The sequence below is a fragment of the Nocardia sp. NPDC005746 genome, assembly GCF_040630785.1.
Taxonomy (GTDB): Bacteria; Actinomycetota; Actinomycetes; order Mycobacteriales; family Mycobacteriaceae; genus Nocardia.
Window position 1 is genome coordinate 1 of the sequence record NZ_JBEXYE010000024.1, and the last position, 13,511, is coordinate 13,511.

Sequence of the window (13,511 nt, forward strand, 5' to 3'; positions counted from 1 at the left end):
CTCCGCCCGATGGAACCGCCCCGCGACCCGCGCGAACAACTCCTCAAGCCCAGCTGTCCACGCCGCCAGATCCTCATCAACCAGCACGAAACCCTATGCTACCCAACAACATCACGAAGTGATGCTGGAGTACTAGGTCGTGTCTCCCAATGATTTGAGCCATTCGACGATGAGGGCCAGGACGAATCCGGCACGGTAGGTGATCGCAAGCTTGTCGTACCGAGTGGCGACCGCCCGCCAGTGCTTGGCCTTGTTGAAGGCGCGTTCGATGACGTTGCGGCGTTGTAGAGCTGCTGGTCGAAGCGCGGTGCCCGCCCGCCTGCGCGGCCCTTGCGTTTGCGGTTGGCGACCTGATCGGAGCGCTCCGGAATCACGGTCTGGATCCGCTTGCGGCGCAAAAGGGTTCGGTTCGATGCTGCAGAGTAGGCGCGGTCGGCGATCACCACATCCGGGTTGCGGCGCGGCGGGCCACCCTCCAGGCGCGGCACGACGACCGCGTCCAACAGTGGTTGCAGCAACGGTGAATCGTTTGTCTGACCTGGTGTGAGCAGCATCGCCAGGCCGCGACCGGCGCCGTCGGCGGCGAGGTGGATCTTGGTGGTCAACCCGCCGCGGGAACGCCCGATCGCGTGGTCGGCAGGTTCATAGCCCCGACACCGAGTCTGCGGTCGCGCCGGCGGCGTGCTGATGCACCCGCACGATCGTCGAGTCGACCGACACCACCCAGTCCAGGTCGCCGGTGGTATCGGCCAACGCGACCAGCGCAGTCAGCACCCGATCCCAGGTGCCGTCGGCGGCATAGCGGCGGTGACGTTTCCATACCGTCTGCCAGGGCCCGAAGTGTTCGGGCAGGTCCCGCCACGGCACACTGGTCCGCAGCCGATACAACATGCCTTCCACGACCAGCCGGTTGTTGGCGAAGTTGCGGCCCACGTGGCCTTGCGATTTCGGCAGCAGTAGCTCCAGCAACTCCCACTGCTTGTCGGTCAGAACCTGGTATCGATCATCGTTCGCGGTCGCCGCGGCGTCCATGATGCACGATCGACCCCGGCAACGGGGCCGATCGATTCACCTCATTGGGAGACAGAACCTAGTTCGGCCCCGAGGCCGGTGGGGATACGCTGGACGTTAACGACGAGTTCACATGGTGAGGCTCCGCGCCGTATCGCGCCTTACCGGCGGGTGGTATGTAGCTGATGAGTGAGGATGCTCAGTTCTGGACGGTCCGTGACGTGTTCGATTCGGTGACGGAGGAATTGGCCGCGGCCGGGTTCGAGGATGCGGAGGAGATCGGGCGGGGCGGTTTCGGTGTGGTGTATCAGTGCACGCAGGAGGAGCTCGATCGGACGGTGGCGGTGAAGATCCTGACCTCCGATCTGGATGCCCGGAGTCGGGCACGCTTCTTCCGGGAGCAGCGGGCGATGGGCCGGTTGACGGGGCATCCGAATATCGTCACGATGCTGCAGGCGGGGGCCACGGCCAACGGGCACCCGTTTCTGGTGATGCCGTATCACCCGTTGGGTTCGCTGGATGCCCGGATCCGCGAGCAGGGTCCGATGCCGGTGGAGGCGGTGTTGTCAATAGGGGTGAAGATCGCCGGGGCCTTGGAGAGTGCGCACCGGTTGGGCATCCTGCATCGGGATGTGAAGCCAGGCAATATTCTCTTGACCGATTTTGGTGAGCCCGCGTTGGCCGATTTCGGTATCGCGCGTATCACGGGCGGGTTCCGGACCGAGACGGGCGCCGTGACCGGGTCGCCGGCATTCACGGCTCCGGAGGTGCTCGAGGGTGAGGCTCCGACTCCCGCGGCGGATGTCTACGGGTTGGGCGCGACTCTGTTCTGCGCGTTGACCGGGTATGCGGCGTTCGAACGGCGCAGCGGGGAGAACGTGGTGACCCAGTTTCTGCGAATCACCACCAAGCCGGTGCCGGATCTGCGTGAGCAGGGTATTGCGGATGACATCGCCGCGCTGGTGGCGGCGGCGATGAGCCGTGATCCTGCTGAGCGGCCGTCTGCTCAGGTGCTGGGGGAAGCGATCCGGCAGGCACAGCGCCACCACGGGTACGCCGTGGAGGAGATGGCGTTGGTGTTGCAGGCCGAACCGGCACACGAGCGCGGGGACGGCGGCCGAGTCGCGTCGGGGTGGCGTGCGCCGACGTCAGCGTCTTCTCCGGATGCGGGCGATCTGCCGCCGGAGTTGACCAGTTTTGTCGACCGCCGCAACGAGGTGACGGAGGTGAAGAATCTGCTGGCCTCGGCGCGGCTGGTGACATTGACCGGGATCGGCGGGGTCGGCAAGACGCGGCTGGCGCTGCATTCCGCGGCGACGGTGCGCCGGGGGTTCGGCGACGGGTTGTGGCTGGTCGAGCTGGCCGATGTGTCCGACCCCGCCCTGCTGGTCGACGTGGTGGCGGCCGCCCTGGGGTTGCGTGATGATTTGGCACGGCCGTTGCCGCAGGTGGTGTTGGAGTTCCTGGCCGATCGCGAGTCGCTATTGGTGCTGGACAACTGCGAGCACCTGACGGAAGCGGTCTCGCGGTTGGCCGATACGTGGTTGCGGGCGTGTGCGAACCTGCGGATCCTGGCCACCAGCCGCGAACCGCTCGATATCGGCGGAGAGGTGGTGCTCCAGGTGCCGCCGCTGCCGGTCCCGGATCCGGAGCGGGAGCCGTCGTTGCGAGAACTGCCTCGCTACGACGCGGTGACCTTGTTCGCCGACCGCGCGACTGCGGCGGTGCCGGGCCTGCAGCTCTCCGACAGCGACAAGGCAACGGTGGCCCGGATCTGCGCGCGGCTGGAGGGGTTGCCGCTGGCGATCGAACTGGCCGCCGCGCGGGTCCGGACGATGTCGCCCGAGCAGATCCTGGGCCGACTCGACGACCGGTATGCGTTGTTGACCCGCGCCAATCGCAGCGCGCCGACGCGGCAGCAGACGCTGCGGTGGTGTGTCGATTGGAGCTACCGGCTGTGCAGCACGGTCGAACAGCGGCTGTGGGCGCGGCTGTCGGTGTTCGTCGGTGGTGTCGAGCTCGACGCTGTCGAAGCGATCTGCGGCCCCGACCTGGATACCGACAGTGTGCTGGATGTGGTGTCCTCGCTGGTGGACAAGTCGATCCTGATCCGGGTCGAGACGCAAGGTGTGGTGCGGCTCCGGATGCTGGAGACGGTGCGCGACTACGGGTGGCACAAGCTCCAGGAGATCGGCGAGTGCGCCGATCTGTGCCGGCGGCACCGTGAGTGGTACCAGGATTTGGCGCTGACCGCGGAAGACCAGTGGATCAGCGACCGGCAGCCCTACTGGGTAGCCCGGCTCGACCGCGAACAACCGAATCTGCGCGGCGCGCTCGAGTACTGCCTGGCCGAGGACACCGATCAGGCGGCCGCAGCTGCACTGCGGACCACCGCCGCACTGGCGGGCTTCTGGACTTTCCGGGGCCTGTACAGCGAAGGTCGTCGCTGGATCGAGCGCGCCCTCGCCCACCCCGCCCGGCAGTCCATACCCGACCGGGTCAAAGCGCTCCACGCCTGTTGCGCCATGGTGGTGATGCGAGGTGATGTTCCGGCGGCGGCCGCACTCGTCGAGGAGGGTCGTCTCCTCACCCAGCAACAGCCCACCCCGATGAACCAGGCGCTGATGGACAGCTCCGACGGCGGGGTGGCGGTTTACCGTTGGGACCTGGCCCTCGCGACCTCGCGCCTCGAACGCGCCGTCGAGGTGCTCGATTCCTATCCACCTGGATTCGCGTACTTCGCCTCTTTGCTCGCGCTCGGCTTGGTGCACGGACTTGCCGGTGACACCCAACGGGCGGCCGAGTCCTACCGGCGGCTGATCTCCATCGCCGAAGCGCGCGGCGAGACCCTCTTCCGTTCGACCGCGCTCTACGGCCTGGGCACCATCGCCTGGCAGGAAGGCGACCGGTCCCAGGCCACCGAGCTGCTCGAGAAGGCACTGAGAGTCCATCGGCGAATACGCAGCCCGCTCATCGCCGCGGTGAGTCTCGAGGCATTGGCCTGGGCTGCGTGCGCCGGCGGTGATGCCGAGCGCGCGGCCGTACTGATGGGAGTCGCGCAGGAGCTCGACCGGTCCCTCGGTACCGTCGCGAGCATCGTCCCGCTGGTGCCGCAGTATCACGACGAATGTCTCCGGCTGACCCGGTCGGCCCTCGGCGCGCGCAAGTTCGATGCGGCCGTCCGCAGCGGCCGGGCGATGGGGATGGACGCGGCCGTCGCGTACGCACTCGGCGAACAACCGGCCGTCGCTTCGCCGCCAACGGGTCCGGGTGTGGCTCTGACCAAGCGTGAAAGCCAGGTCGCGGACCTCGTCGCCCGAGGCCTGACCAACAAACAGATCGCCACCGAACTGGTGATCTCCCAACGCACCGCTCAGGGCCACGTCGAGCACATCCTCACCAAACTCGGATTCACCTCCCGCGCCCAGATCGCGGCATGGATCGCAGAAGGTGCGAAACGGCAGAATCCGTGATCGTTGCTCCGTGGCTTCGGCGTTGCGCGGGCGCGGGCGCGGTGGCTTGTATGCAAAGAGGCGCAGCGGGATTCGACCGCCTCGAATTGGTCAGGCGGATATCGCGGCCGACGCACGTATGTGTTGCCGGTCCCGGCGGCGGGGCGTCTCGAGCCGGGCGAGTAGGCCGGGATTCTCGTCGCGGACCCGGCGTGCGATGTCGAGGAAGGAACGCACCAGAGTGTTCTCGTGCCCGGCGCGCCAGCTCACGGCGACCTCGTTCGGGGCCGCGTCGGTCACCGGGACCAGCCGCACGCCGGGGAATTTGATCCAGGCGGCGCACGGCACAGTCATCGCGATGGCGGCTCCCGTGGCCACCTGCTGCAATTGCTCCAGCAGCGTCTTCGTGCGGCAAGCTACCGGTGCCGGGCTGCCGCCGCGATGGGAGTCCAACTGCCAGAAGGCGTTCCAGGTCGGGTCGGTGGCCGCCGAGGAGAGGATCGGCTCGTCGAGCAGTTCCGCCGCCACGATCTCATCGCGGTCGGCCAGGCGGTGGTTGGTGGGCAGCATGACCATCAGCGGCTGCTGGAACAACGGCTCGAACCGCAGCCCGATGTCGTTGAACGGCCGCCGCACGAACGCGACATCCGACTGGCCGCTTGCCAGGCCCGCCGACGGGGTCTCGAAGGTGAAGTGGTTCAACTCTATGCTGACCTCGGGATGGTGCTTCCGGAATGCGGCCAGAATCGGCTCCGTCAAAGTCAGGGCAGCCCCCTCGAGGCAGCCCAGTACGAGCCGTCCGCGCTCACCGCGATGGATTGCGCGAGCCTCTTCGAGCCCGGAACCCAAGCTGGTCAATGCGTCCCGGACATGTCGCAGAAACGCCGCACCAGCCGCCGTGAGCTCCACCTGCCGGGTGGTCCGTGAGAACAGCGTGACGTCCGTTTCGTGCTCGAGCAGTTTGATCTGTGTGCTGAGGCCCTGCTGCGACAGGTGCAGCCGCTCGGCTGCCCGAGTGAAACTCAACTCCTCCGCGACCGCGATGAAGTACTCGAGCTGTCGACAGCGAACTTCCACCCGGGGCAACCCAGGCCGCTCAGACGTCCTGAACGGTCTGCGCACCAAACTCTCACCTGAATGGCCGGCAATGTCGCCGCGGTCGGGGTCGGCGTTGTCGTCGCCGGCACCGTCTGGGTTCTGGACATTCGGTGGGGACATGGAACCTCCGCGGGACGGTGCTGGTGAATTCGTTTGAGCGTCGTCTGTCCGGAGTAGTTCCACCTCCGTCGGATGACCCGGGGGGTATACCTATTCTTCCGGGCGGGCCTTCGGCGGCGCACGCCCGCACATCCGCCAGCCGTGGTCCTACGGGCAAAAGCGCGACGGTCGCGGCCACACCCGTTCAGCTCGGTCGAGGCCCACCGGCGCTGCGCTGTCTTTCGGTCCGACCACCGAGGTGGGCGCGGCGCTGCGGCCACCATGGTCTCGACTGCCGGCGGTGACGGAATGGTCCCCAACCCACCATGAGATCGCTCATGCCAAGGGACTGAAGTAACGTGCCATCACATGAGTGAGAACTTGGCGGGTAAGAGTGCACTGGTCACCGGGGCGAGCCGGGGTATCGGGTTCGCGGTGGCGGCGGAGCTGTTGGCCCGGGGGGCCAATGTGGTGATCTCCGCGCGGAAGCCCGAGCCGCTGGAGGAGGCTGCCGAGAAGCTGCGCGGGCTGGGGCACGCGGGCAAGGTCGTGGCGGTGGCCGGGAACTCCGGGGACGCCGCGGCGCGGGCCGAGCAGGTCGCTACCGCGGTCGCGCAGTTCGGGTCGCTGGATGTGCTGATCAACAACACCGGGATCAATCCGGTGTACGGGTCGCTCATGGAGGCCGATCTCGACGCCGTGCGCAAGATCTTCGATGTGAATGTCGTTGCGGCGCTGGGGTATGTGCAGGAGGCGTACAAGGCGTGGATGGGTGAGCACGGGGGTGCGGTGGTGAATGTGGCCAGCGTCGCGGGGCTGCGGTCGACCGGGGTGATCGCCGCCTACGGGGCGTCCAAGGCGGCGCTCATCCGGCTCACCGAGGAGCTGTCGTGGCAGCTGGGGCCGAAGATTCGGGTGAACGCGGTCGCACCGGGCGTGATCAAGACCAAGTTCGCCGATGCGCTGTACTCGGCGGACGAGGAGGCGGCGGCGGGGGTGTATCCGATGAAGCGGCTCGGGTCGCCGGAGGATGTGGCGGCGCTGATCGGGTTCCTCGCCTCGGACGAGTCGTCGTGGATCACCGGGACGACGGTGCGGGTGGACGGCGGCCTGCTGGCTACCGGCGGCATCTGAGAGTCGGAATCGAAAAGACATGCCCGGCACCGGGATTCGGTGCCGGGCACGGTCGTTTCGGGGGGAAGGTCAGCGGAAGGCGAGGGCGCCGATGGTGTCGCTGTTGCGGTACTGCAGGTACTTGCTGACGGTGGCCTCGTCGACCGCGGCGGTGGCGGTGGCGACGGTGACGACGACGAACTTGCTCTGGCTGCCGTCGCGCCACTTGCCGGTCTCGAAGTCGGCGATGTAGCTGCCGTCGGGCAGTTCCAGGTCGGTGTCCTCGAACTGGTTGTGCGCGGCGGACGCCTTCGCGTCGTCGGACATGGTGAGGACCAGCTGGGTGAGCATGAGCCCGCCGCTCTCGGCCTTCCACGCCATGGACGAGGCGCGCTTGCAGCCCAGGCCGGTCATCTTCCCGGCCTTCTCGATCGGGGCGCAGGAATCGTAGTCCTGGCCGGTCACGTAGGTGGCGTGAAGGGCGACGTCACCGAGCTTGAAGTTCCAGTCCTTGCCGTACTCGGTGTAGCTGAAGCGGCTGCCGCCGGGCGCGGCCTTGGAGGTGGTCGCGGTGGTGCGGGGCGGGGCCGAGGTGGCGGGCACCAGGGTCGGGCTCTCCGTGGTGGAGGTGGCGTCGGCCTGGGTGGCGTCGTCGCCCCCGGAGACGAGCACGATCGCGCCGACCGCCACCGCCAGCAGTACGACCGCGCCCAGCACCACGCCGATGATCAGCCCGGTGTTCGACTTCGGCTGCTGCGGCGGATAACCCGGCTGCTGCGGGAAGCCGGGCGGGGGCGGGAAGCCCGGCCCGTCCGGCTGCTGCTGGCCGTACCTCAGGCTCTGCGCGAACCCCGGCGGCTGCCCGTACCCGGTGTCCTGAGGCTGGCCCGCCTGCGGATATCCCTGCTGCGCAGGCCAGTTCGTCTGCGTCGGCTGCCAGCCCTGGTCGACCGGCTGCTGTCCCGGCCACCCGGGCTGCTGCACCTGGTGTCCGCCGGTCCCCTGGGCGGGCTGATCCCACCAGGCGGCATCGGGCTCGCCGGGTTGCGGCTGCCGGTGGACAGTGGGATCGCCCCCGGATCCGGCTGGTGGATAGGTCATCTGATCACCTTTCGCGGACGGCCCGAGCCCTCCCCGGCCCGGCATTCGATTCCCGAAGAGTATGCGGGCGATCCGGCATGATCCAATCACGGGGTGACCGATGATCTGCTCATCTGCGGCGCGGGCCCGGCCGGACGGGCCCTCGCCCACCGCGCCCTGGCGCACGGGCTGACGGTCACCGTGGTCGATCCGCACCCGCGCCGACGGTGGACGGCCACCTATGCGGCGTGGGCGGACGAGCTGCCGGCGTGGGTCGCCGACGCGGCGATCGCGACGAGGATCGAGCGGCCCGTCGCCTGGACGACCCGCCGCGTCGAGATCGACCGACCCTATCTAGTGTTCGACACTGCGGCACTTCAGGATTCGCTCGACATCTCCGGCGCCCGCCTGGTCCAGGACTCCGTCACCGCCATCGACATCGCGGCCCGGCACCGCCACGACGGACTCGACCTCCCCTCGGCACGGCTCGCCTCCGGCCACACCCTCCCCGCGGGCCGGGTCGTCGACGCGCGCGGCATCCCGCGCTCCCCCGCCCTGGCCGAGCAGACGGCGTACGGCGTGATCACCGACCGCGCCCACTACCCCGACCCGGACACCTTGTTCATGGACTGGCGTGACGACAACGGTGCGGCCCCCACCGACCCGCGCTCGTTCCTCTACGCGGTTCCCTTGGACGACAACCGCATCCTCCTGGAAGAGACCTGCCTGGCCGGACGCCCCGCCCTCGACCAGAACACGCTCGAGGCCCGTCTGACCCACCGATTGCGGTCCCGCGGAATCACTCTCACCGGCGCCGAACCCGTCGAACGCGTCCGCTTCCCCGTCCACGGCGGCAAGCCGAAGCGGTCGACGTTCGGTGCGGCGGGAGCCTTCACCCATCCCGCGACCGGTTACAGCGTCGCCACATCACTGCGCCTGGCCGACGCCGTCCTGGCCGGAGAATCGGCGTGGCCCGCCTCGGCCCGAGCCGTACACCTGTTGCGCCAGGCGGGACTACGCGTCCTGCTGGCGATTCCGCCCGCCGAGCTACCGCTGTTCTTCGACACCTTCTTCGCGCTGCCGGTCACCGCCCAGCGGGCCTACCTGTCCGGCCGCGACGATCCGCGCGGCACCGCGACGGCCATGGCGGCGCTGTTCGCGGCACTGCCGTGGCGGCTGCGGCGCGTTCTCGCGGCCCGGGTCGCCCTGCCGACCCGATAGGTCTCAGATCAGGTAGGGAATCATCGCCTTGCGGTCGCTGGGATAGTCCTCGAACCGCTCGCGGTACCACCGATGCGTGGACACCGCCCGCGGCAACAGGTTGGCCACGGTGAACAGCACGAACACCAGGCCCGCCCACGTCCACGACATGAGTGCCCACCCCACCCACAGCACCAGCTCACCGAAGTAGTTCGCGCTCGACACCCAGCGGAACGCACCGCCGTACGGGATGCGGTAGCCGGTGAATCCGTCACCGCGCAAGGCGATCAGAGCGCGGTCGGCATGGAAGTTGATCGCCCACCCCGCCACGGCCACCACCAGCCCGATGAGGAAGCGCGGGTCGGTGAACCACCCCGAGTCCCGCAGGTGCTGCGCATCGGCGACGGCGTAGCCGTTGACGAATCCGTTGGCGGCGTTGAACACCATTCCGAAGACGATCCCGTACACGGGGAATCCCTTGGTGGACGCCCGCAGCAGCGGATAGATCAGCCCGCGGTAGAGATAGTGCACCTGCCACAGTGCGTACAACACCACCGCCGGCGGCTGCGGATCCTTGACGACCAGCCAGAAGGTGACGGTGAACGCCCACCACTGCGGATTCTCGAACAACAGCCAGGCCCACGGACCCCGCACCGCGAAACGCTCACCATCCTTGGCGAACCGCCCATACGGGTTGGTGTAGCCGAACCCGCTGGCGAACGTCACCACCGTGAGGACGATCAGAAATCCGAGCACGAAGTGAGAAACATCCCGCATGACGTATGTACTTACTCCCTTCATCCCAGTAAACAATCAAGCACTTGCTTGGTTTGAGCCTGTTCGCTATGAACAGAGTGGAGCAACCGAGGAGGAATCGTGGACGACTTCAGTCACCGGGCAGGCGCGGCGCTGGTCCTGGGCGCGAGCGGCGGGCTGGGCGGAGCGTGCGCGCGGATGCTCCTCGATCGCGGCAGCCACATCGGACTGACCTACTTCCGCTCACCACAGTCCCTCGATGGGCTCCTCACCACCGCGCAGACCGCCGGCCCGCGCGCCCGGGCCTGGCAGCTCGACCTGTCCGACGCCGACCGGACCGGCGAAGTCGTCGGCCAGGTCGCCGCGGAGTTCGGCGGCATCCACACGCTCGTCTACGCCGCCGGACCGCACGTGCCCATGCGGCATCTGAGCAAGATCGCTCCCGCCGACTTCCGCGGCCAGATCCTCGACGACGTGTCCGGCTTCTTCAACGCCGTCCACGCGGCCCTGCCGCACCTGCGCGAGACCAAGGGCAGCATTGTCGCCATCACCACCGCCGGTACGGCCCGGTTCCCGGTGCGCGACGGCCTGTCCATCGCTCCCAAGGGCGCGGTCGAGGCGCTGGTGCGCGGAATCGCCGCTGAGGAGGGCAGATTCGGCGTCCGCGCTAACAGCGTCGGCCCCGGCATGACGACCGACGGCATGGCCGACCGCCTCATCGCCTCCGGCGACCTGGACGCCCACGCCCTCGAAATCACCAAGAACAACATCCCCCTGCGCCGTTTCGGCGACGCCCAGGACATCGCCGAGGCGGTCTGCTTCCTCGCCTCGGACCGCGCCGACTTCATCAGCGGCCAAAAGCTCGACATCGACGGCGGCTACGGCGTCTAACCGCCCTGGACGAGGACAACCCTATGACCGACCACGCCGAGCAGATCCGATCCCTGCTCGCCCACCTCTCCCATCTCGCCGACGAGGGCCCGATCGACGAGTATTTCGAGCACTACACCCCGGACGCAGTCTGGGAGCGCGAGGGCGACCCCCAGTCCGGCATCGCACCGCAGATCTTCCGTGGCGCAACAGAGATCGCGGCCAGCGCCCAGGCCCGGCGCGACGCCGGCATCGCCGGCCCGGGAACCAGAACCCGCCACGTGACGAGCTGCACGGCAATCACCCTCCTCGGACCCGATTCCGCACGGGCAGAGTCCGTCTGGCAGTTCTTCGCCGACACCACCACCGCCCCACGCCTGATCGGCATGGGCAGATACCACGACACCCTGGTCCAACTCGACGGCCGCTGGCGAGTCTCGGTCCGCTCCATCACCAACGGCTGACGCCTCGCCGAGTGGCACATCCTGGCGGCGAACCAGACAAATCCCCTCCAGGTGTGCCACTCGGCGGAAGGGGTTAGGGGGTTGGTGGTGGGGGCGGTGGTGAAGGTGGTCCCCTCGGTGGGGGTGAAAGTCAGCGCGGGGCCGGTGGGGGTTTTCGAGTCTCGGATTCCGACCTGACCGTCCGCGAGGAAAGCTACTTCGACGCACTCGGTTTGGCCGCTGCTGCAGACCGACGACGATCTCCTTGTAGGTGGTGATCGTGCGTGCTGATGCGGCGAGACCGACGTACATGGTGAATGTCGAATCTCCATAGAGTGTCGTCGGTCGCTCGTCATCGGCCGTGGCGGTACTCCCGTCCTCGGGAATTCAGAACACTGCGCATTCCATTGCGGTCCGCAAGGCTACACCGGAATCGGAACATATCCAGGTTGTTTGGACCCAGATGCATCCGAAACGTCCAAATCACCAATTCCATGCGGTCGCCAGTGGTTTCCTGGATCTCGTCCAATACCCGTATGACGGGAGGTTCCAACGATGTTCGGGCTTCCAGCGACCGGGCACAGTGCCCTGGCGATGATGAGTGTGGATGTGGCGAATCGGGCATTACGGGAGCATGCGGATTGTCCGATTACCGTGTGCCCGGCCAAGTTACAGGCCAAGACGTATCTGATGCGGGCCGGCAGGCCACGTCGGCGACCACCCCGGGGGAATTGAGATGGACGATATGGCCGAGGTGGAGATTCGCGTTCTCCGGGATGTCATCGACGCGGTCGAGGAGCGGTTGCGGGCCCACGAGCGCGGGGGCGGGTATGTGAAGGCGCCGCGTGCGCAGTTGTATGCGGCGGTGATCCACGCGGTGCTGGCCAGCGCCCGGGCGGGCGGGTATTACGGCGCGGGGAGTTTGGTGCAGGCGCCGCTGCTGGACGAGATCCTGGGCGGAGTGGAGCCGAATCCTAGGGACACGGCGGTTTACTCGGTGGTCCTGGACGACGCGTTGTCGATTGAGCGCGGGAACCGCTGACCCCTCATCGGTCAGCGGCTCCCTGCGCGGGGTGAGTGGTCGGTAGGTCGTCCACGACCGGAAGCTGGACGGTGAAGCGCTCGATCACCCAGCCGGCGGGCAGCGCGGTGCCGCAGTGCCCGTGCGGGGTCCACGGCAGGGCTGCGGCCGGGGCGGTGGTCATGCGATCCAGCTCCAATCATGGTCGGGGTCTTTGTATTCGAGGCCGATCCAGCCGTCGTAGCCCGCGGTGTCGAGGGCGGTGAAGAGGGCTTCGAAGTCGAGGGTCCCGGTGCCGGGGCGGCTGCGGGCGGGGGCGTCCGCGATCTGGACGTGCCCGAAGCGGTCGGCGTAGGTGGCGATGACGGCGAAGAGGTCCTCACCCATGCGGGCGAGATGGTAGAGGTCGCAGAGGAAGCGGAGGTTCGGCGCACCGACCTCGTCGATCACCCGTACCGCGTGGGCGGCGGAGACGATCGGATAGTCGGGCGACTCGATCGAATTCAGCGCCTCGAGCACGACCTGGGCATCGATGCGGGCCGCGGCATCGGAGGCCAGACGGAGGTTCTCGAGAGCCAGCTCATCCTGCGCCCGCGGGTCCACAGCCGGAATCCGATTGCCGTACAAGGCATTCAGGGACCGGCAGCCCAACTGTTCGGCAATGCCGACGGTGACGTCGATATTGTCCCGGAACTCGGATTCCCGCCCGGGCACCGAGACCAGGCCGCGGCCCACGGGCACCAGGTCGATGAAGTTGAGACCGATGAGCTGCACACCGGCGTCGGAGACAGCGGAGACGAACGCGTCGACGTCCTTGTCGCCCGGCACCGGGTTCTCGCCGAACGGCCACCAGAATTCGACGGCGTCGAACCCGGCCGCCTTCGCCGCCGCCGGACGTTCCAGCAACGGCAGATCGGCGAACAGGATCGAGCAGTGCGCGTCGAATTTCCGGAGAGCTCCGTCGGCGGTGTATTTCATCGTGTCGATGCCTCCCGGTAGGTGTGCCAGCTGCCGTAATCGGTGATGTCGATCAGCTGCGGGTCGGAGATGACGGGTCGCCGCAGCAGCATGGACAGCACCGAGCGGCTGTCGTCCAAGGCAATCACACCGAGTTCCAGTTCCGGCGGCTCGGCGGGGAGCAGCCGGTTGCGCAGCACCTCCATGGGCACGTCGAACAGTTCACCGGTGATGGGCGCCCCGCCGTAGGCGACGGGGTGCAGGCCGGGGAAGCGGTTGCCGACCGAGTAGAAGCGGTACTGCGGCGCGGTGCTGGCCTCCCCTGCGCAGGGCGCGCCCTCGAGCAGGTAGTTCAGGGGTTCGCCGCGCATGGCACCCCCGTTCAGGAAGATCAGAGGCATAGCCGTGGGC

At 67.8% G+C, this 13,511-nt stretch carries 12 protein-coding genes and 2 pseudogenes; 6 read left to right on the top strand and 8 right to left on the bottom strand.

Going from position 1 to position 13,511, the window contains the following annotated elements:
- Nucleotides 1-132: 132 nt before the first annotated feature.
- Nucleotides 133-1,032, bottom strand: a pseudogene (locus ABZ412_RS31410) (IS5 family transposase).
- A 164-nt stretch (nucleotides 1,033-1,196) separates the two neighbouring features.
- On the opposite strand from ABZ412_RS31410, the gene ABZ412_RS31415 reads away from it, so the two are divergent.
- Complete coding sequence (locus tag ABZ412_RS31415; RefSeq protein WP_357287477.1) at nucleotides 1,197-4,484, top strand: protein kinase; 3,288 nt, start codon at nucleotides 1,197-1,199, stop codon at nucleotides 4,482-4,484.
- A 90-nt stretch (nucleotides 4,485-4,574) separates the two neighbouring features.
- Here the strand turns inward: ABZ412_RS31415 and ABZ412_RS31420 are convergent, their stop codons facing one another.
- Nucleotides 4,575-5,681: a LysR family transcriptional regulator gene (locus tag ABZ412_RS31420; RefSeq protein ID WP_357287480.1), complete on the bottom strand. Its 1,107-nt coding sequence runs from the start codon at nucleotides 5,679-5,681 to the stop codon at nucleotides 4,575-4,577.
- A gap of 348 nt (nucleotides 5,682-6,029) precedes the next feature.
- On the opposite strand from ABZ412_RS31420, the gene ABZ412_RS31425 reads away from it, so the two are divergent.
- The gene (locus ABZ412_RS31425) at nucleotides 6,030-6,794 is read left to right on the top strand and encodes an SDR family oxidoreductase (RefSeq protein WP_357287482.1); all 765 of its coding nucleotides are present in this window, start codon (nucleotides 6,030-6,032) and stop codon (nucleotides 6,792-6,794) included.
- Between the two features lie 69 nt (nucleotides 6,795-6,863).
- On the opposite strand, the gene ABZ412_RS31430 is transcribed toward ABZ412_RS31425, so the two are convergent.
- On the bottom strand, nucleotides 6,864-7,874 hold the full coding sequence (locus ABZ412_RS31430; protein WP_357287485.1) for a hypothetical protein: 1,011 nt from the start codon (nucleotides 7,872-7,874) through the stop codon (nucleotides 6,864-6,866).
- A 93-nt stretch (nucleotides 7,875-7,967) separates the two neighbouring features.
- Between ABZ412_RS31430 and ABZ412_RS31435 the strand changes: the two genes are divergently transcribed.
- Nucleotides 7,968-9,074: a lycopene cyclase family protein gene (locus ABZ412_RS31435; protein WP_357287488.1), complete on the top strand. Its 1,107-nt coding sequence runs from the start codon at nucleotides 7,968-7,970 to the stop codon at nucleotides 9,072-9,074.
- A gap of 3 nt (nucleotides 9,075-9,077) precedes the next feature.
- Here ABZ412_RS31435 and ABZ412_RS31440 read toward each other — a convergent pair whose 3' ends face one another.
- On the bottom strand, nucleotides 9,078-9,830 hold the full coding sequence (locus ABZ412_RS31440) for a DUF1295 domain-containing protein (protein WP_357287490.1): 753 nt from the start codon (nucleotides 9,828-9,830) through the stop codon (nucleotides 9,078-9,080).
- Nucleotides 9,831-9,929: 99 nt separating this feature from the next.
- Between ABZ412_RS31440 and ABZ412_RS31445 the strand changes: the two genes are divergently transcribed.
- Complete coding sequence (locus ABZ412_RS31445; protein ID WP_357287493.1) at nucleotides 9,930-10,700, top strand: SDR family oxidoreductase; 771 nt, start codon at nucleotides 9,930-9,932, stop codon at nucleotides 10,698-10,700.
- A gap of 23 nt (nucleotides 10,701-10,723) precedes the next feature.
- On the top strand, nucleotides 10,724-11,143 hold the full coding sequence (locus ABZ412_RS31450; RefSeq protein ID WP_357287496.1) for a nuclear transport factor 2 family protein: 420 nt from the start codon (nucleotides 10,724-10,726) through the stop codon (nucleotides 11,141-11,143).
- A gap of 101 nt (nucleotides 11,144-11,244) precedes the next feature.
- Here the strand turns inward: ABZ412_RS31450 and ABZ412_RS31455 are convergent.
- Nucleotides 11,245-11,379: pseudogene (locus ABZ412_RS31455) on the bottom strand (DUF397 domain-containing protein); the annotation flags it as partial.
- 479 nt (nucleotides 11,380-11,858) lie between these two features.
- Here ABZ412_RS31455 and ABZ412_RS31460 point away from each other — a divergent pair.
- The gene (locus ABZ412_RS31460) at nucleotides 11,859-12,164 is read left to right on the top strand and encodes a hypothetical protein (RefSeq protein WP_357287499.1); all 306 of its coding nucleotides are present in this window, start codon (nucleotides 11,859-11,861) and stop codon (nucleotides 12,162-12,164) included.
- A gap of 4 nt (nucleotides 12,165-12,168) precedes the next feature.
- Here ABZ412_RS31460 and ABZ412_RS31465 read toward each other — a convergent pair whose 3' ends face one another.
- From ABZ412_RS31465 to ABZ412_RS31475, 3 genes are read right to left on the bottom strand one after another with little or no spacing between them, the layout of a single operon-like run.
- Nucleotides 12,169-12,327: a hypothetical protein gene (locus tag ABZ412_RS31465; RefSeq protein ID WP_357287501.1), complete on the bottom strand. Its 159-nt coding sequence runs from the start codon at nucleotides 12,325-12,327 to the stop codon at nucleotides 12,169-12,171.
- Nucleotides 12,324-13,121 (bottom strand): TIM barrel protein, encoded by a 798-nt coding sequence (locus ABZ412_RS31470; RefSeq protein ID WP_357287503.1) that lies wholly within the window; start codon nucleotides 13,119-13,121, stop codon nucleotides 12,324-12,326. The genes ABZ412_RS31465 and ABZ412_RS31470 overlap by 4 nt, the downstream gene beginning before the upstream one ends.
- Nucleotides 13,118-13,501, bottom strand: a complete 384-nt coding sequence (locus tag ABZ412_RS31475) for a gamma-glutamylcyclotransferase (RefSeq protein ID WP_357287506.1) — start codon at nucleotides 13,499-13,501, stop codon at nucleotides 13,118-13,120. Before ABZ412_RS31475 ends, ABZ412_RS31470 begins: the two co-directional genes overlap by 4 nt.
- Nucleotides 13,502-13,511 lie beyond the last annotated feature (10 nt).